Origin of the sequence: Desulfosporosinus cupriresistens, assembly GCF_001707885.1 — a bacterium.
In the GTDB taxonomy this organism is placed as follows: Bacteria; Bacillota; Desulfitobacteriia; order Desulfitobacteriales; family Desulfitobacteriaceae; genus Desulfosporosinus.
Window position 1 is genome coordinate 19,097 of the sequence record NZ_MASS01000011.1, and the last position, 22,070, is coordinate 41,166.

Consider the following 22,070-nt stretch of genomic DNA (forward strand, 5'->3'; position numbering starts at 1 on the left):
TGCACTAGCCATAAGAGAGGCTATAAGTATCGTACGCGAGCCCTGGGTAAAGCACACTCCCAGCAGGGTTGACCCCGATAGGTCATAATACAAAATTAGTATATCATACCTTATGATTAAAATTAAATTGTTCCTGTATACCTTCTTTGACTTTGACGGCATGAGTTTAAATAGGTTAATGGCCTTGCGGCCCTCGTCTTTAAAGCGTTCTTGAATGCACATATCTGAGCGAACTCTACCAGAGTTGGCTGTCTTGCTTAAGTGGGACGTATGTGAATGGGTGGGTTAGTAGTATCCCTACTATATCGGTTCAGGAAACCTTCAAAGGCTTAATCTTAGTTATGATAAAAGGAGAAGATCACATGGGATTTACAAAGGCACTTTACTATCCTACAATCGATATTCACAATGAGGGTTGGCTCAAAACGGCTGTACTTTTTTGGGATGAAATAAATACAATTGTTCCCTCGTCTGTGAAAGTCCCATATCAAACTCATTCTACACAATTTCTTTCAGACAAGGGTATCCTGAAATCATTACGAGTGAACCCTGACTACGACTTTATTGACGAACTTAGTTCTGATGTTTTGAATTATTTAAATACAAATGAAGGTTTCCAAGTTTTAACACAATCTAATGGATTACGCTCAATAATTCACAGGGACAAGCTCCCAAGGAAAGTAGGTAGGTTGTTTAATATTCATCCTGAAAAGCTTCCATATGAAGTGCAAAATTACTTGAGAAATAATCTGACAAGAGACGGGTGGTTTCAAGTCGATTCAAATTTTGCAACATTTTATATGACAATACTTGCTAATAAACTATGTGAAAGAAGATCAATGGGACTTTTAACTGACAATTCGTTTACTGCAAATTTAATTGACAAGGTTCGATTAGATAACCAATTCGCTATTAATGATGCAAGTTATTTTCATCGCTATGATCACAGGAACCAAAAACCTCTTTTATTAGCTCAAGGATTATTAACGAATTTAATAATCCAAGGTGTAAGGGTTGGAGTAACTTCATCTTTAGAAGATGTATTAAACTTTAAAGACCAGCATCGTGATGAGTTAGGGTTATTCAGAATGAACATATCTAAACTTATACAAAGTGTTTCTAAAGAAGCCCCTGTAGAGTCATTAATGCAACAAGTTGAGGACATATATAAAGATGAATTTTTACCTGCTTATAACAATTTTAAAAAGGCATTAGATAGTTCAAGAATTAAGTGGTTTTCGGACAACTTTATGAAAATATCTTTGATATCAATGCCTGTAACTACTTTACCAATGACGCTTCTAGGATTCACACTTCCACATGCGCTTCTCGCTGGGGTTGGTGTCTCTCTTGTTTCATCTGTTGTATCATATAATGAAGATAAAAAAGAGAAGATTAGAACAAATCCGTACTCGTATTTGCTTGCTATTAATGATCAGATCTGACAGACACCTGTTATAAGGCTCATCCTAACTGATATCTGCAACATGGTGATATTAACCATTTTTACTTAAGATGATGGGAGGTAGTAATCCAATGTGGATAATTTCTAACGTAGTCCGCAGCTACAGACTGCAATTATCTCTGCGATTGTAGCCATTTTAACCGTCATCATAGGTACGCCCTTACGTTACATCATTGATAAAAGAACGCTTCGATATAAACTAAATACTGAATACGAATATGTGCAAAGAAAGCAACTACGCCAGCTAATAGGACGGCATCACGGTCGGATGCTTGAGGCGGCGGAGAGGCTAAATCATCGACTCTGGAATCTTTATATGAATGAATCTGAAGGATGGCTGCATGTAGAGGGGCACTACAACAAACCTGAGAACAATTATTACTTTACAACAACAGTCTATAGGGTCGTTAACGTTTTAACACTAATTCATTTGTTCGAAAAGGAAGCTATATTTATTGATTCTCGAATAGCAGACAATAAGGACCTACAGTTTTTGAAATTCCTCAAAGCGTTTGCTTGGGTATTTGTAGACGTTAAATTATTAGACGGTCTTGAATACGATATGTCGAGGTCTTCAGATCATATTTTTAGGGATAAACTAAGGTTAATTTGTAATAGCTGCTGCAAAGAGGGAGACTTTCTTTCTCTCGAAGACTTTGAAAGTCATCTAAACGAAGGGCATGTGTACAACCCCCTCTTAAGTTTTTTTGATGGTTTGTCCATATCTGAGAAGAGGTTCAGATGGGATAAAGTTGTAGTTTTTCATCTGCTATTAATGGCGTTCATAAACACATTTGGTTATGACATGCAAAAATCATCAACAAAGCAAATGAAAGAGGTCAGTGGAAAAATACAAAACAAACAGATATTACTTAATTTGGATTACTTAATTAGCAGTGTAGGATTGGAAAGGCAAAGAGAGGTTAAGAAAATCAAATCGGTGGTTCACAGTATAGTGAACGAAATTTCGTAGGAAGAGTGGATTGGATTATTATAAAGTACTCGGCGGAACATACTTACCGGCAGTCACTTTTTGTCGTTCCGCGTAGATTCCAGGTTCCTTTGCGGAACGACAAGTTCCGCCGAGGAGAGTTTCTGCAACAAGGGGACAATCAGTTTTTTCCTGATTTTCAACATAACCTATTTCTTGCGAGGATAGGGTTTCTCTATATCCGTACGGTTTACCAGATAGTCGATGCTGGTCTCAAACAGGTCGGCTATTTTTTTTAGTACTGGTACCGGTATATTTAGTTTGCCAATCTCATAGTCAGAGTAGGTTGTCTGATGAATTCTCAGATACTCGGCCATTTGGGACTGAGTCATGTCTCTATCTTCCCGCATATTGCGGATTCTCTCATACACAGCAATCACCTCAGAATAATTATGCCTTAAGGGAATATCCCTTATTGACTTTTAAGGGATATTCCCTTAGAATATGTGTCAAATCTTTGCTTTTTATTCGGGAGGAGTCTATGGAGCGGGAAGTCATTAAACTACAGGATAAAAGGATAGAGCGGATAATAGTCAATATCAGCGCTATGATTGCTGATGCTATAGAGATAGCACAGAAAGCAAATGCCATGTCTATAGATTCTGAAAAGAAGCTTATTCTTGCGCAGTTAGAGTTGGAAAGTTTATATATACAATTAGAAGAGTCAGAAAACATTTGAGTATGAGTTAGCAATAATCCACTCTTTGTGGATCTATCCAAATCGGTAGAGTGTTAGACTTGGATGGGCTATTAATTAATACTTAGTCCGTTCTGTTTGTGTGACCATTATTTAACAAAGCTTCCCTGAGAGGTATTCTTCGGGAAGCTTTGTTAATGGAGAGTTAATTTCGATGCCTATATATTCCTATTTACCAACAAGCAGGAAATGATGAAAATTCGGAGAATTAATTCGAAAACGGTGAGTGATATAAGTGGAGGAAAGCGTCTTTTTATACCTATTTTACACAGAGAATATATCTTTCAAAAGGCCGCTGGCATATAAAAGCAGAAGATCGACATTTTCTTGTAGTAAGTAAAAATATTTATATATCTTTCGTACTTAACACTCTCGATGAATCCACCTTTTCACTTAGGACAACTTTTTAAGCAAATGAAGCTTTGTTCGTGATAGGTGGAGATATGCAAAGCTTAAAAATATAGGTTTTTCGATCCACAGTTAAGACTTATACCAGTCCTATGTTAGAGGTGCATTATGTCCGAAATCATCTATGGCCTATACGAGCAAATCATCAACGGAATCATCAACGAAAACCTGAATAAAGTGGATCAGCAACTTATCATAAAAGATACTCAGCCCCTGGATTCTGCTGAGTCTTCTAAGATTCTGGCAGAATACCTGACGAAAATTCTGCGTGAGATTTTGGATTATATCGAAGATGGGGTCTCCGTAGTCAGAGACCGTGTTGATTTGTGTAATGGTATCTTACAGTACATAGCCGAGTGCATTCAGAAAGGAAGCTTTAGCTTCAAAAAGAATCAAGAGACCTTAAAACGGGTTGAGAGTTTCCTAATAAATCAGGACACCCAGCTCTTATTAGCCCTGGTAGACAAGAAAGCAAGCAAGCCAAAAGCTATACCCGCCTCGGAAAAGATCGTAAGACCAGATACTTCTATCGCAGAGAACTCCCTCTTCACTGGGGCGGTCCATGAGCCAAGCATGATCTCGGAACTCAAAAAGGAAATCCTAAGCAGTGACCGAATTGATTTTCTTGTTTCCTTTATCAAGTGGAGCGGCTTGCGGTTAATCATCAATGAGCTGACCCAGTTCACCATGGGCGGCGGCAAACTGCGGATTATCACCACCTCCTATCTGGGAGCCACGGACTTCAAAGCCGTGGAACAGCTCAGTAAACTGACCAATACGGAAATACATATTTCCTATGATACGGAACGGACCCGCCTCCACGCCAAAACCTATGTCTTCTGGAGAAATACCGGCTTCAGCACCGTTTATATCGGATCCTCAAATATCTCTGAGTCAGCTATGACCAGCGGCTTGGAATGGAATATAAAGCTATCCCAATATGACTCCGGGGATATCTTGGAGAAAATCCGGGCCACCTTTGAAGGGTATTGGAATAATCTTGAGTTTACCCCCTTTATTCCGGCCCTCGATTCTGATCGCCTGAGAAAAGCCTTAAAGTCTGAGCGAAGAAACAGCCAGGATGAAGCGGATGCCTTAGGCTTTCACTTTGATCTGAAACCTTACTATTATCAGCAGGAAATTCTGGACAAATTGAAAGCTGAGCGGGAAGTCCATCACTCGTTTAGAAACCTGGTAGTTGCAGCAACGGGGACGGGCAAGACCGTTATCGCTGCCTTTGATTACCGGGACTTTTGCAGGGCAAACCACACTCGACCCAACAGACTGCTCTTTGTAGCCCACCGAAAGGAAATATTAAGCCAGAGTTTGGCCTGTTTTCGCGGGATACTCAAGGATCTTAACTTTGGCTCCATGATGGTGGGAGGTCTGAAGCCGGATAGCTTTGATCATTTATTTGTCTCCATCCAATCTTTTAACTCGAAGGATTTGACAGAGGTCACTTCCCCTGATTTCTACGATTATATTGTCATTGACGAATTCCATCACGCCGCAGCTCCATCCTACCAAGAACTTTTAGAGTATTATAAGCCGAAGGTGTTGCTGGGACTGACGGCAACCCCTGAGAGAGCAGACGGCCGTAGTATCTATAGATATTTTCAAGGCAGAGTGGCTGCCGAAATCCGCTTATGGGAAGCTATTGAACGGAAATTGCTCAGTCCCTTTCATTATTTTGGGGTAACGGATAATGTTGACCTTAGTCAGGTTCACTGGGTTGCGGGCAATTACGATGAGCGGGAACTGGAGAACCTCTATGTGTTTGAAAAAGCCATTGCCGAAAAACGGGTTGGTTATATTATCAGCGCCCTGGAAAAGTATTGTCTGGAACCTGGGGAGATCATCGGAATTGGTTTTTGCTTAAATAAAAGGCATGCTGAATTTATGGCTCAGGTTTTTAATAAGGCGGGAATTCCTTCTGAATTTCTGATCGCGGAATCGGAGAGCGCATTGAGGGATAGCGTGAAGCGGCGTCTGGTCACGAAGGAAATCACCTTTGTTTTTGTGGTGGATATATATAATGAAGGAATTGATATTCCTGAAGTGAATACGGTTCTTTTTCTGCGGCCTACGGAAAGCTTAACCGTCTTTTTGCAGCAGTTAGGCAGGGGGCTAAGACTCTGTGAGGGAAAAGAAGCTCTGACGGTCTTGGACTTTGTGGGACAAGCGCACCAGAAGTATTCCTTTGAAGACCGTTTTAAAGCCTTGTTATCCAGGTCTCGAAAATCCATTGAGCAGGAAATTAAGACGGGTTTTGCCAATGTGCCCAGGGGCTGCTCCATCCAATTTGAAAAACAAGCTCAGGATTACATTCTGGAGAACATTCGCAATGCCATTAATACTAAGCGTAATATAATCAGCAAGCTCTATGATCTGATAGAGACTAAACAGGAGCTAAAGGTCAGGGAGTTTTTTGAGGGTTATCATGTGACCCCCCAAGACGTCTACAGTAAAAAGGCAACCGTAGTGGGGCTGGCGGCTCAAGCTGGTTTACTGAAGGGATATGAGGCAGATGCAGAGCGGGAACGATTGCTTGCCTCTGCGCTTGGAAGATTATCTTTTGTAGATTCCAGACGCTGGATTGGCTTTGTGCAAAAGATCTTACCGCTGATTCTTTTAAGTAAAGGCTCTTTATTGCATTCTTTAACTACAGTGGAACGGACAATGCTAACTATGGTTCACTATACACTATGGGGTAAGGGGCTAGGTGATCTGGACAAGAGGTTTGCTTCAATTGAAGAGGCGATTTATTGGGTTATTAATGATCCGCGGCTTTACCAAGAACTATTGGATTTACTGGACTATCAATTCGGTAAGATCGATTTCGTGGATAAGCCTTTAATCGGTTTCGAGGATGAATATCCACTCGACCTATACTGTGCTTATACCTTTGATCAGGTTTTGGTGGCGCTGGGTAAACATTCAGAACAAAAGAGGAGCTCTTTCCGGGAAGGAGTTCTCTACCTGGCTGAGAAGAAACTGGATGTCTTTTTCGTGACCTTGAACAAGTCTGAAAAGGACTATTCCCCCTCAACCATGTATCAGGATTATTCTATCAATGAAGAGCTGTTTCATTGGCAGTCCCAAAGCCGGACGACGGTGGAATCCTTGACAGGGCAGAGGTATCTTAGCCAAGCAGCCAGTGATGGGAAGGTGCTGTTTTTTGTGAGAGAGTATAAGCAAGAGGGAGCTTTTACCTCTCCATATACTTGTCTTGGCTTTGCTGATTTTCAAAGCCATTATGGTTCAGCACCCATTAGTATTGTCTGGAAGATGAAGGAGCCTCTGCCGGGGTTTGTGCTGAAGAAGACGGTTAAAGTTTGATTACTGCTGTTATTGCTCAGGGATTGCCATAGTCATGAAGAGGTCCAATAGTTATAGCTCTCATCGAAGCCTAGGTGGGGGTTATTTAGCACTAATTATTCTTGCTTTCCTGGGCGGTCTGAATCCTGGCCTGGCTTCAGAAGAACAAATTCACTGTCTTTACTATCTAAGTACATTTCTTCAGTTTGGCGCTGTATCTGCTGAATCTCTTCAATGATATCTGTCATTTTGTTGAAGAGTATGCTATACATTTCTTTATGATTTAACCAATGTTCTTCACCTCAAATAGTGGTTTACACTCACTGTTTTATGCGTTTTTCGCATAATAATCAATATGCAATTATCGCATACTATAAAATAGTGTTGGGGTGAGCATCATGTACCAACGATTGCGTGATTTACGAGAGGACAAGGATTTGACTCAGCAAGAGCTTGCCACCTTGCTGAAGGTAAGCCAAACAACCTATTCCAGATATGAAAGCGGTGTTCTAGATATTCCTAGTTCCTCGCTTATTAAACTTGCTGAATTCTATAAAACCAGTATCGACTATCTGGTGGGATTGACCAATAATAAAAGGCCCTATCGTTAATGTTCAGAGGATCATAGCTGTAAAATTAAAAGTAAGATAGGATGCACTGTATATCTCGGCGCTTAGTTTGTCTTGCCACAAGCTAAGCGAGAAGTGGCGGCCACGTGGCCGCCTTTCCTATTTGCTCCACCTATGCTTGCGGCGGGTCGTATAAGTCGTTGGTGGTAGTTCCAACAATCTTAATATCTCGCTTTCCAATCAGCTCGCCGCTGGGCGTAAGAAATACATTCTTCTGAATGATCGTGTCCATAACGGCTTCGGCCTGTGCCTGATCCACGTCTTCCCTCGGATCGGGGATGGTGATGGCAAACGTTTTGCCGCCGGCAGTTGTAAACGTTAACCTTACCACCTTATTCGTCGTTACAGCCATAGTATCACCTCTTTTATCACAAATTTTCCGGAGTGTTACTCATTGAGGAGCTCAAAATTTTTCCTCAGGAGCACGTTCGTAAGCGGATGCTGTCCCAGACTGAGTAAAGCTGCCGCCACATCATAAACATCCTGTTCGGAGGCGTCAGCCTTCAGGTAATTCAGGCTTTTCTGTTTGAGTTCTGGGCCGCCTGTGGGTGTGGTCCCGGTCTGGTATTTTACAATCAGTGTTGAATTTAAAGACGTCGTACTTACTGCCATCGACCTCACATCCTTTCCCACCTATTGACCGGCTGTTTTGAAATCAGCCTGTCCGTTTATTTTATGATCCTGCTTGTCCGGAGGTTACAGTCTGCGGGCCGACTTATTAAAAAGTAAGGTTCCCGCTTCCGATTCCGATTCTTTGACAAGCTATTTAAGTGAGGTTTGTCACACGCATAAGCCTGGCCCCATATTCTGTGAATAAAGTAACGGAAAGGGCAGGTAATATTATGAGTGGTTTAATCACAGATCGCACGCCGCTTGTGATCGCGGCTGAAATAAACACGATCAGAAACCAGGCCGGGAAAATCCTCCTTACCAGCGCCATTGAAATCGGCCGGCGACTGAAGGAGGCTAAGGACCTGCTTCCCCATGGTGAATGGGGCAAGTGGTTGAAGATATCGGTCAGTTACTCCCAGCGAACGGCCGACAAGCTGATGCAGCTCTGGGAAGAGTATGGGACGAAACTGCTTGCCTCCCCCGACAGTGACGGCAATCCAAATTCGCCACCGGTGGCGAATTTGAGCTACAGCCAGGCACTCATCCTCCTGGGGATCCCGGAAGAGGAGCGGGAGGAGTTTATCGCCGAGCACGATGTGGAGAACATGACCAGAGTGGAATTGCAACAAGCTGTCAAGGACAGAGACCAGGCCATTCAGGAGAAAAAAGACATCCAACAAGACCTGAAGTTTAATTGGCAGCAGCGAGCGATTGATGCCAAACATAAAAGTAGGAAGTAAGAGGAGGCCTTCGCGTGTTGATGCGAAAGCCTCCATCACTTTACTTATCTCAAATAACTACAACGCAATTTTTCCGTCTATGTTTTCATTTGTTTTCTGGACTATGTCCATTCGAGCATGGGATTGTTTAACTAGAGGAACTAGTGAAGAAGGATGGCTATCTCTCCGAATGGGGTGTCAAAAATATTCAGGCTTTCCACCGGTGATAATCAAAAAGATATACTCACTGAATACTATGATTCCTCGACCTGGCACATACCCCTGGCGATTACGGGAATTTTTTTAAACTTGTGACCAGATCTACTGAAGATGGCTTAGATTTGTGGCTTAGTCTTGTAGGGTGAAACGGAAAGTTTTGTATTTCAGCTGATGTGCTGAAGATAGAACCGGAGAGAGTTTCAGTGAGCGAATAATAAATAAAGGGAGCGAAACTAAGGGAATCTTAGGCTTCGCTCCTTTTCCACGTAGAATTGTCTAAGCTGAATGTTGTGCTGTTCGCAGAGTGTGCTATGCAAGATAGACTACCAAGCAGAAGGTCCGTGCTATAGTGTATAATTTAAAGAATATTGTAAAAAGGAACAATTGATGGCAGGGTTTTACAGAATGATGAAGAACTCAGACCATAGAAAGTGTTGCAGTTATACGAGCTATTAGAAATAGGATACCAGATTTTTTGCTCACGGGTGAGCCACGTAATAAAAAATCAGAGCTCAGCATGTCGAAGGAATTGATAAAAACAAAGCTGACGTAGCTAACCAAATTGGCGATAATAGTTGTCCCAAATGTGGTGGGTAGTTAATCGCGAGAAAGGGTGAATATGGAGATTTTAAGAATGTAACAATTATCCGAAGTTAGGTTTACGATTACTAGCTAGGCGATGAATCAAGATTTCGGTAAAAGTGAAGTCAATAGAGTTTAAGTATTGATGATGTCTATAATGTGAATGTTAAAATTACGGTAAACCAATGAAAACGAGAGCAAATTGAACTTTACCATTTTAGCAAAACACGCTTCCAGCTTGCAAGAAGGCAGAAATCAAAAATACCTAAATTGTCACTCACAGTCACATTTGTCCAAAAATGAGGTGTTTACTTTCTAATAAGTAGTCCTAATGTTTTTTATCGGACGCAGAAAGAAGAGAGTGTTCTAATTTAGTGGATATATAATTAATTAAATAAATTTGGAGGGGTTACAATTACTACCCCTGTGTGCCTTATAAGATAAGAATGATTGGGAGGTATCTATCATCCATGAGAAAAATAAAGAAACGGAAATTACTTGTTCTACCAGTCTTTTTTGTAGCTTTAGTAGTATTAGTAATTAGTGTTTCTGATTGTTCAAATAATCCAAAATTGGGTAACTCTCAGTGGAAAAATGACCAGGTACACACGCAAAATCAAAACAATGTATTATTAAATCAAGATAAATCTCTTGAAAAAGGGCAAGATAGAATGAATTATGATTCATCTTCCAAACTAGCCGCACCATTTAGACCCCTTACTGAAAAGATGTTAAAAATCAGTGGTTTTCCTATTTTTTTGCCCGCATATCTTCCTTCAGCTGAAGGATGGGAATGGTCACTCAAACTGGAAACGAAGACTAATAGTTTTGATATAGAAATCGACAAGCATGGGGGTGTGTATAGTGGAACACTTTCTGGTAACGTCGGGCAGCCTCCTGAATCGCCTCTTAAAAACCAGCTCGAGAGTGAAAATAATAGAATTACTTCTATTAACCTTCCTAATGGAATTAAAGGCAAGGAAATTTTTTTTCCGCAGTATCCCCATGTTGATAACAGTAATGCAATCATTTGGGAAAGTGGTAATTGGAGTTGTTGCGTAACGGGAGAACCGGTTGATGGTCCTTTCAGCACTGTTGATTTGGCCCAGCAAATCGTCAATGCTCTTGATAAAAACGACCAAATTCTTTCAGGTCGCCCCGGAAAATTGTATTTGTTCTGTGCTCCCGCTGGTCCATGGACACATATCTATTGGAAAGTTAACAATTCTACGTGGTACAGTCTTGATTGGAAAGGGGATCCAAAAGAAGCCATCCAGGTCTTAAGTAGCATGGTGTATATAGGTGGACGGGAATGAGAAATGATCAAGGAAATAGCGAGCCAATAAGGACATATACTCTACTTCGTTCGGATGATTCTAAAAGTGACATTTTGCTGAAAAGTTCGGATCTTTTTAGATGAGGTATTGCTAAAACAAAAAAGAAACCCCATAACCTATTTGATATGCTCCCTTTGTGGTCTTGACAGGGGGCAGTTCAATTTAGGTTACGGGGTTTATCTTTCACTAAAATTTTTCTAAATTTCTTTGAGCCTTATACAGCTATGCATTCCCCAATTGTCAATGACAATCCGATTAAGGTTGCCCCTATGTCAGGCATATGGAGCAAGGGGCTTTTACAGCACCACTTTGATTTGGTTAATCTAGGAACAGGAAGCAATCTTATCAGAGAGTAATGCTTGTATCGAACACCCCTGTTCCCACGTATCCGGAACTTTTAAAGATAGCACCCGCGGATGATCCATATCTTGTAAGCTGATTTGATCCAGGAAGATAATAACCGTACGCGCCGCCGCCTGTCCAAGGGTAGAAAGTATTGCTAGAATGTCCGCAAGCATTGCCGTTCCAGGCCGTCCCTGCCATGGCCATCATTTGAATTTGGTCATTATATCCAAGGTTTTGGAGTTTTTTGAATGCGGAGAGTAGAAAATCAGCACAGAGAGCTAGGTTGTTAATATATTTACTTCCGCAGATATCACCACACCAGATAAATATATTATTACTAGAAGCATTCCAATTATCGAACATGGCTTTGCCGACTTGACAAATGCCAGCCCCTAAGGTATCACAGGGGGTATCTAAGCTCGAACATCCAGTGTTTATTCCGGTGGATTCGGTTTCTAGAGAAGCTATGGTTGCAACTGTTGCTGGATTAAGGCCCATGCTATGAGCCATATAATTAAAATTGCTTACTTTGCCCACCTTGAAAGTATTAGACGAATAATTAACGTTACAGGTACTTCCTACACATCCTCCTGGATTTATCATCTTTTTCATCCTTTCTTCTTACCCAAATGGGAATTGTATTCTGTTAACTTTAAAATTTCTAAAAGAACTTATCGGCCGATTTTGTTCTCATACTATATAGAGACTTAATTTGTTTTTTTTACGCATTCTCTAAAATTTTCTTTTTGAGTGCTCGAAATAATGTTTCGCGGATATCTTGAGCAATATCTTCATCAACATGCCCGTTATACTTTGACTTTGATTTAATTAAAGGTTCAAAGCGAACTAAAAGTTCTGCTAATGCCTGCGGATCTTTCTCATTCACCAGTTGGAATAGAGTTTTAATGTCTAGTTTTGCATAGTCCACTCTCACTAAACACCTCTTCCCGCAGTAAGTTTAAAGCACGTCTTTTAATTCTGCTTACTTGTTGTTGACTTATATTGAGGTGATTTGATATCTCTTGCTGAGTTAAATCAAAAATAAAACTATAGTACATAATCTGTGATTCAATTTCGGATAAAGAACTTAGCAACTCAACTAATTCGATATCATTTAAAGAGGAAGTCATTTCAGGTCGATGAAGTAAAGCATCAGGTATTGTTCCAATTGAAATGTCACGGTTAAACTGCCGTTTCCTTTGTCTTGCCCTAACCGAGGCATTATGGATTACGGTTACGCACCACTGAATATCCTGAGCAATCATTTTTATTCTCCTTTGTCGATAAATCACTAATCATATGCCATCCGCCAATTGCTGTGGATGCACAAAGAAGACCACTAAAAACAATGATGGTAAAATCTTCTGACGAGGATGGAAGTGGGGCTGATTAAGGGAATTTAACGAAATTTGGTAGGCTAGTCTCAGGTTATGCAAGGTTGAGGAAATAGGTGAAAGCTTGGTTATATCGTAAGCGGTGGACTAAATAGCATAGCGAAAAAATCTCCTGACTTTGTTATTCTGTTAAAAACAGTGAATACAAGACAGGAGGTTTTTTATGGCTAGAGATTTAGACCTTGAACAGCAATGACGAAACCGAATTGAAGAATGCCGCCAGAGCGTAAAAAGGGAACCAATAAATACGATAATTTATCTGATACGCAGTTCAAAAAACTGATCCGTAAACAGTATAAATACATCAAAGAAGTTGCACGTGAAGGATTCTTTTAAGAACGTGAAATCGCCCCGATTTTCAATAGCTGAAAATCGGGGCACGTCTTTATGCAACGCTATTTGTTCCACCGCTTACAAGAGTATACTATAGTCGACTAAGTCGGTGGGATTACTTCCGCTTTCTCGTCTAAGAACCGTACATGAACGTTTCCACTCATACGGCTCAAGCATTTCATCACTCTTTCGAGCAGCTTTCAAGATATAAGATTTGGCAGTGCTTATGGACATAAGCCATGTTCGAAATTGTTTCTTTGGCTGGTTGAGATTTGGAAGTCTTAAAGAAAATTTCTCTTTCATCTTTAATGTCCATTGGCGTTCTACAGTATTCAGTTTTAGGATAAGTAGGTCTTGTTTCCATGCTTTTCCACGCTTCAGGATGGTTTCCTACAAACTTGCTACCATCGGTTTTATTGCTTATTTGGATGGCTTGACGATAAGTTTTCCTTTGTATTTACGAAATGTCCAACCCAGCATGCTCGGGTCGGAAAAGGCATTCGAAGTTCATCTCAAGGGTCTTCTTTTCCTCCGGAGTATGGGACGAAACTGCTTGGCTCCCCCGACAGTGACGGCAATCCAAATTCGCCACCGGTGGCGAATTTGAGCTACAGCCAGGCGCTTATCCTACTTGGGATCCCGGAAGAGGAGCGGGAGGAGTTATTGCCGAGCACGATGTGGAGAGCATGACCAGAGTGGAATTGCAACAAGCTGTCAAGGACAGAGACCAAGCTATTCAGGAGAAAAAAGACCTGAACTTGAAAAGCAGCGAACTCTCCCAATAATACAGGGAGAAGCTGAGTATGCTTTTTGAACCTGGCGAAGATGGCGAAAGTATGGCCCCCCGTTATCAGGACCAATATTGAGATTAATACGATCAAGTCCAAGGAGAGCTGAATCGCGGCCATATGGTAGCCATATGGTAGAAATAGAATACTACGCCAGTTTGACTTATTGTGTAAAATTTTTGGAGGTCTTGTCAGGTCCTTATTGTGAAAAAATTGAGCCTTTCATATACGGGAAGAACCCATTTGAATTAGTGGACACCCAACTAATAGAATTCCTTGCAGAAATGAATAATGGTAGTATTGATGACCATGAGGCTGTATATGGATATAGCTTTTTGAATATTTCCGTAGGAATTTGGAGAGATATGACAAGCAAGAATATTGAGGAAATGATATATGAGGTGAAAGAAGCCGGTAATTATGATTTGTGGAAGGAAGAGTTAGAAATGGATTTAGAACGTACTAAATATTTTCGTACGATTGGAATAGGTATGAAAGGATATTATGAAAAGTAACAAAACTATCGCCAATATGGCGGTTAACCTATATAGTTACCATTAAAGGGGTTGTGGTTAGTGGATTACGGCATAATCGGAGAGCGAATAAAACAGGAACGATTAGGGAAGAGATTGACTCAGGAAGTTCTAGTTGAAAAAGCGAATATCTCAGCCTCATTTCTTGGACAAATTGAGCGGGGAGAATGAAAATTAAGGACTGATAACTTAAGAATAGCGGCCTGTGCAATCAGACAAATGTACGATTGCACAAGCCGCTTATTTTATGCTACAAATTATTCCGGAAGGCCTTCCATACTGCCCGGCAATTTAATCCATAAAGTAAAGTCCGGACTGAAATAGGCAATACCCCAAACTATCACCATCCGGATCCCGTCTTCATAGGCTGTAATTAAAGCAAGTTTGCCAATGCCATCTGACATCGGAAAGTGACTCAAGGAGGCTAAGGGCCTGTTGCCTATGGTGAGTGGGTCTGGTGCTGATAGAGCGAGTAAATTACTCACGGCGAACTGGATACCTGACAGTGACAGCTTGTCAGATTCGTCACTGGTGACGAATCTGACTTACCCCCAGCTTTTAAGACTCAAAGAAAAGCGGAAAAGGTTATTTGTAATGGTTCTAATATATACTTTAACATACAGGATCGCAATATAAAACAGTTTATCCGGAAGCTGAAAGGCTCAGCTTTGCGGAAAAAGATGTCAGGATAGAAACCATGAAAAGCTCCGGACCGGGCGGACAAAATGTTAACAAAGTGGAAACCGCCGTCAGGGCCTTTCATCTTCCTACAGGACTAACAGTAACCGTTACGGAAGAAAGATCACAGTTCATGAATAAAAAACTGGCGCTGGCCCGCTTGGCAAACCTGATTGAGGCCAAAAATGAAGAAAATAGCAGCAATCGGAAAGAGGCCATGTGGAATCAGCATAACCGGCTTATTAGAGGCAACCCGCTGCGTGTTTATCAGGGGAATAACTTTCTGCTTGTAAAACGTTCTTGAACCGTATAAACTATCGAAAAAAAGTAACGTAAAGTACCACATGCTGAGACTTAGCCACTGTAATGGATGGCACAATATCTATTATGGTGACTAACCCGAGCAAATTTAAGATATGAGACAATAAATTTAGCCTAGGAGAAAGTTATGCAAGAAATCAGAGGAAACTATAATATAGCCAAAATATTTACTGACATTTTAGAAGAAGGCGCGGCCTCGCAGATCGAGACCCTTTGTAATCAGGAATTCGTCAAAGACAGCAAGATCCGGATCATGCCGGACGTTCATGCCGGGGCCGGATGTACCATCGGTACTACCATGACGATTACGGATAAAGTGGTGCCGAACTTAGTCGGGGTGGATATCGGCTGCGGGATGGAAACCATCCAGATCAGCAATAAACGCCTCGAACTGCAAAAGCTGGATAAACTGATCTATGAAAAAATTCCATCGGGCTTTGCCGTAAGGAAGACCCCGCACCGTTATAACGAACAGATCGACCTGACAAAGCTCCGTTGTCTGAAGGCAGTAAAGCTGGACAGAGCCCAAAAGAGCATCGGGACATTAGGCGGCGGCAATCATTTTATTGAAGTCAATAAGGACCAGGAAGGCCGTCTGTACCTTGTCGTGCACTCGGGCAGTCGTCACTTAGGGCTGGAAGTGGCCAAACACTATCAGGAAGCCGGATATAAACAGTTAAATAGCAATGAAAAGCCGGACCTGGAAGACCTCATCGCCCGGTATAAATCTGAAGGCCGGGATAAAGAAATCGAGAAGGCTTTAAAGGAACTGAAAAGCCAGGTTATAACTGATGTACCGTACCCGCTGGCTTATGTAAGCGGAAGTTTATTCGAAGACTATCTTCATGATATGAAAATCGTTCAGCAGTTTGCCGAACTAAACCGCAAAGCCATGATCACGGAAATCGTCAAAGGCATGAGATTAGATGTGGTTGAACAGTTCACGACAACCCATAACTACATTGATACCGACGCTATGATTTTAAGAAAAGGAGCGGTATCCGCCAAGAAAGGGGAACGACTTTTAATTCCGATCAACATGCGGGACGGCAGCCTCATCTGTACCGGCAAAGGCAATGAGGGCTGGAATTATTCGGCCCCGCATGGCGCGGGCAGGCTGATGAGCCGGACCAAGGCCAAACAATCGTTTACTGTTTCCGAGTTTAAAAAACAGATGATGGATGTCTATACCACATCCGTTAATAAAGATACCCTCGATGAGTGCCCGATGGCTTATAAGAACATGGATCATATCATCAGCAATATCGGACCGACCGCTGACATTATTAAAATCATTAAACCAGTTTATAACTTTAAGGCGGGAGAAGAGGATTAAACTATCAAATGATGAAAATCAATCAAAATGCCCTAAAAATTATGGATATTCTGGAATCCGGCGGATACGAAGCCTTTGCCGTCGGTGGCTGCGTGCACGATCTAATCCTTGGTAAATTTCCTAAAGACTGGGATATAACCACCAACGCTTTGCCGGAGCAAATGCTAGCCTTGTTTGAGGATTACCACACCATCCCTACCGGCCTGAAACATGGCACGATTACTGTCGTTCTTGATTATGAACCGTTTGAGTTGACAACCTATCGGGTTGATGGAGTTTACTCCGACAACAGGCGGCCGGATACGATAGCCTATACTTCCTCGCTTACCGAGGATCTGGCCAGACGGGATTTTACTATGAATGCGATTGCCTATAACCCGAAAACCGGTATCATCGATCCTTTTCAGGGGCAGGAAGCTATTCGGCTGAAGGAGATCAAAACCGTTGGGAAGCCCGAAGAAAGATTCAAGGAAGATGCCTTGCGCATGCTAAGGTGCATCCGCTTTGCCTGCCAGCTCGACGGAACGATCGATGCCTTGACTTATGATTCTCTTTACCGGAACAGGCGACTGATTCAACTCATCAGTATAGAAAGAATCAGAGAAGAAATCAATAAAATTTTGTTATCCGGTTGTCCCGACAGGGGAATCAAATTATTGTATGATACGGGCCTATTGCAATATATCCTGCCTGAAGTCTGCAGCTTGGCAGATTTTGATCAGCACAATCCTCACCATCATAAAGATGTGTTGAATCATACGTTGATCGTTCTTAACGCTGTCCCTGATAATTTGCCCTTAAGGTGGGCGGCCTTGTTGCATGACATCGGAAAACCAAAGGCTTTCACCCTCGGAGAAGATAATATCGGCCATTTTTACGAGCATCATAAAGGTGGAGCGGATATGGCCAGAGAGATTCTATTACGCTTAAAATTTGATCATGACACCGTCAGAAAAGTCGGGATTCTCGTCTATCATCATATGTTTAAATATGATACGCTTCGCGACGCCAGCATCAAAAAGTTTATCAACCGTGTCGGCGTTGAAAATCTAAATGATCTATTCGAACTCCAGATCGCCGATATCAAAGGAAGCAAACCGCCTCACGACTTCAGCCAAATCAAGCATCTGAGAAAAGAAGTCGACAGGATCTTGAACGAGAAGCAGCCTTTGTCCATGAAGGATTTAAGGGTGAATGGAGACGATCTGGTCGCAATAGGCTTTGAGCCAGGGAAAAGATTAGGGGATACACTGCGCTGTTTAATGGAGGAGGTTTTGCGGACCCCGGAGGTGAATGATAAGGAAACATTGTTAAGCATGGCAAAGAGACTAGTCAAAACATCGGATAAAAATTAGAAACGGTTCAATCGGAAAGGGATGGGTGAACATTCCCTGGAGTTGCTTCCGGCTTAAGATCATATGCTTTAATTAATGTAGATATGGCCGGAGCGGGACAGAATTGATTATATAATTTGACATCATGGGGATTCCGGCACTTAGTTCACAAAGATTGGTATTAGGGCAGGAGCTGTGCAAAGAAATGGAAATTACAATGAAACAATGTACAATGGATGATCTCTTCTCGCTGCGTGAACTTTCTTATAAGACATATGATGAAACTTTCGGGCCAATGAATTCGCCTGATGTTATAAAAGCTTATCTTGAGAAGTCTTTTGACCTAGATAAATTGCGTAATGAACTGGTGAATACCTATTCCCGGTTCTATTTTCTCTATGCCGGCAAGGAATTAGCAGGTTACTTAAAGCTTAATGAATATGAGGCTCAAACGGATATCAATGATCCCCAATCCTTAGAAATCGAAAGGATTTATGTGGCAAAGGAATTTCAAGGCAGAGGCTTAGGAAGAACCCTCATGAATAAGGCCATTGCTGTTGGAAATGACTTGGGAAAATCCTACTTGTGGCTTGGTGTGTGGGAGAAAAATGAAAAAGGAATTGAGTTTTATAAAAAACAGGGCTTTTATGTCATAGGTAAGCATCCATTTTATATGGGCCAAGAAGAACAGACAGATTATATTTTCCGTAAAGATTTATTAATAACCGGTGAGGTATTATAAAATGTTAAGTCGTCGCAGCACTTCTTTTTTCTTCAATATATTTGTGTAATTTTGAGTCTCAGGGGAGCTATTGACAGGAGCATTTAGTAAAGTTACAATTGATTCGATAGTTATCGAATTGTTGTGGCGTGAGTTTAGGAGTTGGAATATGGACACAAAAAAAGCGGCAAAGATATTTAAGGCCCTATCGAATCCCAATAGACTAGAATTGTATTTTAAAATCGCCGAGATGCATGAATCTAGTTTTCCGACGGATTCAGAATGCTTTGTGACGGATATCATCAGTTCGTTGAATATTGGTGCTCCGACTATTTCACATCATATTAAAGAATTAGTAAATGCCGATTTAATTAGTACAGAGAAAAAAGGAAAGTTTTTGATCTGCAAAGTAAATGAAGAGTTAATTAAGGAAGTTAGTAAGTTGTTATCATTACAGCAGCAATAATTTAACGCAGCTCTCAAAAGTGCAATGTTTCGATAGTTTTGAAACTATAAAAGTATTAACCCTAAACCATCTATTTTCACGCAAAAGATAGAAAATGGATGGATCGAACCCTTAACTTAGAGTTAACTGCTAAGAGCAGATGACTGTTTATCTACAGAAGATGCAAATCTAGGATTAGTAGTACTATTCACTTAGGGAGGTGAACCTCCCCCACCTATAGAGGTAGGGGCTTCCGGCAAGCTCAAAATGTATGTCTCAATGGCATCTCGCTTGGAGGTGCCTCACCCGATAGGCGTGAGTACATCATTTCAGTAGAGCCGGCAACTATATGCAAATCGCATACGGGCCAGGTTCATGGCTTCTACTACTTCTCGTCTTAGGCGATCCGTAGATACTTTTGTTGATCCAGTGAGATTTCCTGGAACTTTCCATATTTGTATTTGCTCAAGATATTCTTCGCTCCGTGTATATCCCGGTGTTCTCTATATCCACAAGTACAACTGTAATTTCTAGAGGATGTTTTCTTTTTCCTCTCACAAACAGGACATGTTTGTGTTGTGTATGATTCATCTACTTTTTGCAGACTTATCCCTTCGGCAGCCAATTTGTATTGTAGATAGCTGGTGGTTCGACCAAATTGCCATTGGGACATTTTTTGATTGTGCTTGCGGGAACGTTTGCGCTTGTTCTTTTTCTTTTTGGGAGATGTATGTCGCTCCACACCTTCTACGTTGCCCACAACAACTTCCTTAACTTTACTTTCCAGACACCAATTTACGAATTTGCGAGTGGTTTTATGGAGTGCATCCGTCAACTGGGCATCACTCTTGCCTAAAATGTTGTTTAAAGCTCGCCGGTACTTTTTCCATTGACGAGAGTCTTTTTGACATTTGGCCATTTTCTTTTGCAGTTCCTTCATTTTCTTATTACGCAAACGTTTGAGACTTCGAATCTTCCGACCAGTGATGATTACTCCTTGACCGTTCTCACAAACTGAAGCTATGGTGTGTATTTCACCCAAGTCTATTGCCGCAATACACACATTAGCGTTTTCTTTTGGAAATTTGCCATCATCGTAGGCTATAGCTAACTGTAGACCACGGTCAAAAATAAGTTCAATCTCTTTGATTCTAACGGAGGGCAAATCCTTCACACGAACCACAATAGGTTGTTGTCGTTTACCACTGAAAATCCCCAAACTTAACTCGATTTTACCGTTTTTGCCAATCCTAAATCCGTCTTTCTTCCATTTGGTATTGAAATGCTTTTTTTCTTTGTACGGGTACCGTATTTGGGAGAATCCCAATGCTCTCGCTTTATGGGCATTTTCTCTAGCGTCGATGAATTTTTCGAATACCGCCTGAATGGACTGACTGTGGATTGGGTATTGACCTTTGGTGGCGAAGTGCAGCGTACCCCGGTTAATCCAGTTACCGGTTTGTTGAAAATGCGCTTTGGCTAAACCCAAACAATCATTCCAAACGTGAGCGGATGTACGATTGCAGGCAAAGAGACGGTCGATGTTTTCTTTGGAAGTATGGAATTTTGTCTTTAAGACACGGATTATTTTGAACACCCCCTCCAACATTCTATATCCTTATTCTACCACGGAAAGAGCGTTTTTGGAACATGTGTTCTGGGGATGTTTTGGGGGCGGCGATTCATCTCACCACCTAAAGAGGTGGGAGTCTTCTCGCCGCACGATGATAAATGAAAAGAGGGAAAATATGCTATTATATATAGTTGTTTTTTTTATAGTATTAGGCCTTGGACTTATGTTGTTTATAAACGTACACCCATCCTTTGGTGGGAGCCCAACTAAAAAAGCCAAAGAGATTTATCAAAGTCTTAATAATTATGTTGATGGTAAATTTGTGAATCAGGTGCCAACAAAAATGGACATGGGTGCTTCTAATATTTTCTCCATGCTTAAAGAGTATAGCTCAGATGGTACGAACCGCAATCCTGCCGGTCCAATTCCTGTTACTACAATTGATTGGAACAAAATTAAAAGTGAAGGGGATAGTATCACTTGGCTGGGGCATTCTGCTTTTTTGCTAAGTATCGATAATAAAAAGCTGCTGATAGACCCTATGCTAGGTTCTATTGCCTCACCGGTTTCCTTTGCAGGGAGTAAACGCTATAAATATAGTGAGGATATGAAGGATATTATTGATGATATGCCCCCTATTAACGCTGTGTTTATTACACATGACCATTACGACCACTTAGATTATCCATCTATCCTAAAGCTAAAGAACAAGGTCGGTCATTTCTTCGTTCCTCTTGGAGTAAGTGTACATTTGATCCGATGGGGAATTGCAAAGGATAAAATTACAGAGCTCAATTGGTGGAATGAAGCGGAATTCCAAGGTTTGACCGTTGCCTTGACTCCAGCCAAACACTTCTCCGGCAGGGGGATTTTTAATCGAGATTCCACCTTATGGGGCGGTTGGGTCATTCTTGGAAAGCAGACACGTTTTTATACCAGCGGAGATGGTGGATATGATGAACATTTTAAGGAAGTTGGGAAAAAATATGGATCGTTTGATATCACCTTACTTGAAGGCGGTCAATATGATCGACGATGGTCTTGGGTCCATATGACACCGGAGCAAGCAGTTCAGGCTCATCTGGATATAAAGGGTAAAATTATGATGTTAATGCACTGGGGAGGATTTACATTAGCCTTTCATGGCTGGAATGAACCAATAGAACGAGCAGCCAATGAGGCAAAAAAGGCAGATGTTAACCTGATAGCGCCTAAGATTGGTGAAACTCTCCTTCTAAATTCAGACCTATACACTCCTCCTTCACCATGGTGGGAAATGGCAGCTTTCTAAG

24 protein-coding genes and 3 pseudogenes are annotated in these 22,070 nt (G+C 41.4%); 17 read left to right on the forward strand and 10 right to left on the reverse strand.

From position 1 onward, the window contains the following. Positions 1 to 362 precede the first annotated feature (362 nt). Both DSBG_RS06265 and DSBG_RS06270 read left to right on the forward strand, forming a co-directional pair. On the forward strand, positions 363 to 1,445 hold the full coding sequence (locus DSBG_RS06265) for a hypothetical protein (RefSeq protein ID WP_141694249.1): 1,083 nt from the start codon (positions 363 to 365) through the stop codon (positions 1,443 to 1,445). Between the two features lie 336 nt (positions 1,446 to 1,781). Next, complete coding sequence (locus DSBG_RS06270) at positions 1,782 to 2,438, forward strand: hypothetical protein (protein WP_141694250.1); 657 nt, start codon at positions 1,782 to 1,784, stop codon at positions 2,436 to 2,438. Positions 2,439 to 2,605: 167 nt separating this feature from the next. On the opposite strand, the gene DSBG_RS06275 is transcribed toward DSBG_RS06270, so the two are convergent. Next, positions 2,606 to 2,827 (reverse strand): helix-turn-helix domain-containing protein, encoded by a 222-nt coding sequence (locus DSBG_RS06275; protein WP_068963334.1) that lies wholly within the window; start codon positions 2,825 to 2,827, stop codon positions 2,606 to 2,608. A 110-nt stretch (positions 2,828 to 2,937) separates the two neighbouring features. On the opposite strand from DSBG_RS06275, the gene DSBG_RS06280 reads away from it, so the two are divergent. Beyond that, entirely contained in the window at positions 2,938 to 3,135 is a 198-nt protein-coding gene (locus tag DSBG_RS06280) for a hypothetical protein (protein WP_068963335.1), read from the forward strand. 534 nt (positions 3,136 to 3,669) lie between these two features. Further along, the gene (locus DSBG_RS06285; RefSeq protein ID WP_068963336.1) at positions 3,670 to 6,900 is read left to right on the forward strand and encodes a DEAD/DEAH box helicase; all 3,231 of its coding nucleotides are present in this window, start codon (positions 3,670 to 3,672) and stop codon (positions 6,898 to 6,900) included. 95 nt (positions 6,901 to 6,995) lie between these two features. Here DSBG_RS06285 and DSBG_RS22930 read toward each other — a convergent pair whose 3' ends face one another. Then, on the reverse strand, positions 6,996 to 7,151 hold the full coding sequence (locus DSBG_RS22930; RefSeq protein WP_176716191.1) for a hypothetical protein: 156 nt from the start codon (positions 7,149 to 7,151) through the stop codon (positions 6,996 to 6,998). A 126-nt stretch (positions 7,152 to 7,277) separates the two neighbouring features. On the opposite strand from DSBG_RS22930, the gene DSBG_RS06290 reads away from it, so the two are divergent. Then, the gene (locus DSBG_RS06290) at positions 7,278 to 7,490 is read left to right on the forward strand and encodes a helix-turn-helix domain-containing protein (protein WP_068963337.1); all 213 of its coding nucleotides are present in this window, start codon (positions 7,278 to 7,280) and stop codon (positions 7,488 to 7,490) included. Between the two features lie 130 nt (positions 7,491 to 7,620). Here DSBG_RS06290 and DSBG_RS06295 read toward each other — a convergent pair whose 3' ends face one another. Both DSBG_RS06295 and DSBG_RS06300 read right to left on the reverse strand, forming a co-directional pair. Beyond that, positions 7,621 to 7,860 (reverse strand): DUF2922 domain-containing protein, encoded by a 240-nt coding sequence (locus tag DSBG_RS06295; protein WP_068963338.1) that lies wholly within the window; start codon positions 7,858 to 7,860, stop codon positions 7,621 to 7,623. Positions 7,861 to 7,895: 35 nt separating this feature from the next. Further along, positions 7,896 to 8,120, reverse strand: coding sequence for a DUF1659 domain-containing protein (locus DSBG_RS06300; RefSeq protein WP_068963339.1), 225 nt, complete (start codon positions 8,118 to 8,120; stop codon positions 7,896 to 7,898). A gap of 230 nt (positions 8,121 to 8,350) precedes the next feature. Between DSBG_RS06300 and DSBG_RS06305 the strand changes: the two are divergent. After that, positions 8,351 to 8,806 (forward strand): annotated as a pseudogene (locus tag DSBG_RS06305) (DUF3102 domain-containing protein); the annotation flags it as partial. A gap of 1,304 nt (positions 8,807 to 10,110) precedes the next feature. Next, entirely contained in the window at positions 10,111 to 10,956 is an 846-nt protein-coding gene (locus DSBG_RS06310; RefSeq protein WP_068963340.1) for a hypothetical protein, read from the forward strand. A 366-nt stretch (positions 10,957 to 11,322) separates the two neighbouring features. Here DSBG_RS06310 and DSBG_RS06315 read toward each other — a convergent pair whose 3' ends face one another. From DSBG_RS06315 to DSBG_RS23380, 4 genes are all read right to left on the reverse strand, one after another. Then, positions 11,323 to 11,832 carry a hypothetical protein gene (locus DSBG_RS06315; protein WP_176716192.1) on the reverse strand — a complete coding sequence of 170 codons (510 nt, stop codon included), beginning with the start codon at positions 11,830 to 11,832 and terminating at the stop codon, positions 11,323 to 11,325. A 211-nt stretch (positions 11,833 to 12,043) separates the two neighbouring features. Next, entirely contained in the window at positions 12,044 to 12,250 is a 207-nt protein-coding gene (locus tag DSBG_RS06320; RefSeq protein WP_068963342.1) for a helix-turn-helix domain-containing protein, read from the reverse strand. Then, positions 12,225 to 12,587, reverse strand: a complete 363-nt coding sequence (locus DSBG_RS06325; protein WP_068963343.1) for a sigma-70 family RNA polymerase sigma factor — start codon at positions 12,585 to 12,587, stop codon at positions 12,225 to 12,227. The genes DSBG_RS06320 and DSBG_RS06325 overlap by 26 nt, the downstream gene beginning before the upstream one ends. 540 nt (positions 12,588 to 13,127) lie before the next feature. Next, positions 13,128 to 13,283 (reverse strand): hypothetical protein, encoded by a 156-nt coding sequence (locus DSBG_RS23380; RefSeq protein WP_207647219.1) that lies wholly within the window; start codon positions 13,281 to 13,283, stop codon positions 13,128 to 13,130. A gap of 148 nt (positions 13,284 to 13,431) precedes the next feature. Here DSBG_RS23380 and DSBG_RS22935 point away from each other — a divergent pair, with 148 nt between their 5' ends. The 4 genes and pseudogenes from DSBG_RS22935 to DSBG_RS22350 all read left to right on the forward strand — a co-directional run bounded on the left by DSBG_RS22935 (position 13,432) and on the right by DSBG_RS22350 (position 14,541). Beyond that, positions 13,432 to 13,656, forward strand: a complete 225-nt coding sequence (locus tag DSBG_RS22935) for a hypothetical protein (protein ID WP_176716186.1) — start codon at positions 13,432 to 13,434, stop codon at positions 13,654 to 13,656. Next, a pseudogene (locus DSBG_RS23595) lies at positions 13,584 to 13,831 on the forward strand (DUF3102 domain-containing protein); the annotation flags it as partial. The gene DSBG_RS22935 and the pseudogene DSBG_RS23595, both read left to right, overlap by 73 nt. A gap of 137 nt (positions 13,832 to 13,968) precedes the next feature. Continuing rightward, positions 13,969 to 14,352, forward strand: a complete 384-nt coding sequence (locus DSBG_RS06335; protein WP_068963345.1) for a hypothetical protein — start codon at positions 13,969 to 13,971, stop codon at positions 14,350 to 14,352. A 60-nt stretch (positions 14,353 to 14,412) separates the two neighbouring features. After that, on the forward strand, positions 14,413 to 14,541 hold the full coding sequence (locus tag DSBG_RS22350; protein WP_141694251.1) for a helix-turn-helix domain-containing protein: 129 nt from the start codon (positions 14,413 to 14,415) through the stop codon (positions 14,539 to 14,541). An 86-nt stretch (positions 14,542 to 14,627) separates the two neighbouring features. Here DSBG_RS22350 and DSBG_RS23385 read toward each other — a convergent pair whose 3' ends face one another. Then, a complete protein-coding gene (locus tag DSBG_RS23385; protein WP_207647220.1) occupies positions 14,628 to 14,855 on the reverse strand; it encodes a hypothetical protein in 228 nt (75 codons plus the stop codon). Positions 14,856 to 15,043: 188 nt separating this feature from the next. Here DSBG_RS23385 and DSBG_RS06345 point away from each other — a divergent pair. From DSBG_RS06345 to DSBG_RS06365, 5 genes and pseudogenes are all read left to right on the forward strand, one after another. Beyond that, positions 15,044 to 15,352 (forward strand): annotated as a pseudogene (locus DSBG_RS06345) (peptide chain release factor-like protein); the annotation flags it as partial. 144 nt (positions 15,353 to 15,496) lie between these two features. Next, positions 15,497 to 16,705: an RtcB family protein gene (locus DSBG_RS06350; protein WP_068963347.1), complete on the forward strand. Its 1,209-nt coding sequence runs from the start codon at positions 15,497 to 15,499 to the stop codon at positions 16,703 to 16,705. 8 nt (positions 16,706 to 16,713) lie between these two features. Then, a complete protein-coding gene (locus tag DSBG_RS06355; protein ID WP_068963348.1) occupies positions 16,714 to 18,060 on the forward strand; it encodes a CCA tRNA nucleotidyltransferase in 1,347 nt (448 codons plus the stop codon). 184 nt (positions 18,061 to 18,244) lie between these two features. Further along, on the forward strand, positions 18,245 to 18,781 hold the full coding sequence (locus tag DSBG_RS06360) for a GNAT family N-acetyltransferase (protein WP_068963349.1): 537 nt from the start codon (positions 18,245 to 18,247) through the stop codon (positions 18,779 to 18,781). A gap of 148 nt (positions 18,782 to 18,929) precedes the next feature. Next, a complete protein-coding gene (locus tag DSBG_RS06365; protein WP_068963350.1) occupies positions 18,930 to 19,226 on the forward strand; it encodes an ArsR/SmtB family transcription factor in 297 nt (98 codons plus the stop codon). Positions 19,227 to 19,602: 376 nt separating this feature from the next. Here the strand turns inward: DSBG_RS06365 and DSBG_RS06370 are convergent, their stop codons facing one another. After that, positions 19,603 to 20,802: an RNA-guided endonuclease InsQ/TnpB family protein gene (locus DSBG_RS06370; RefSeq protein ID WP_068963402.1), complete on the reverse strand. Its 1,200-nt coding sequence runs from the start codon at positions 20,800 to 20,802 to the stop codon at positions 19,603 to 19,605. Positions 20,803 to 20,953: 151 nt separating this feature from the next. On the opposite strand from DSBG_RS06370, the gene DSBG_RS06375 reads away from it, so the two are divergent. Further along, positions 20,954 to 22,069 (forward strand): MBL fold metallo-hydrolase, encoded by a 1,116-nt coding sequence (locus DSBG_RS06375; RefSeq protein ID WP_068963351.1) that lies wholly within the window; start codon positions 20,954 to 20,956, stop codon positions 22,067 to 22,069. Position 22,070 lies beyond the last annotated feature (1 nt).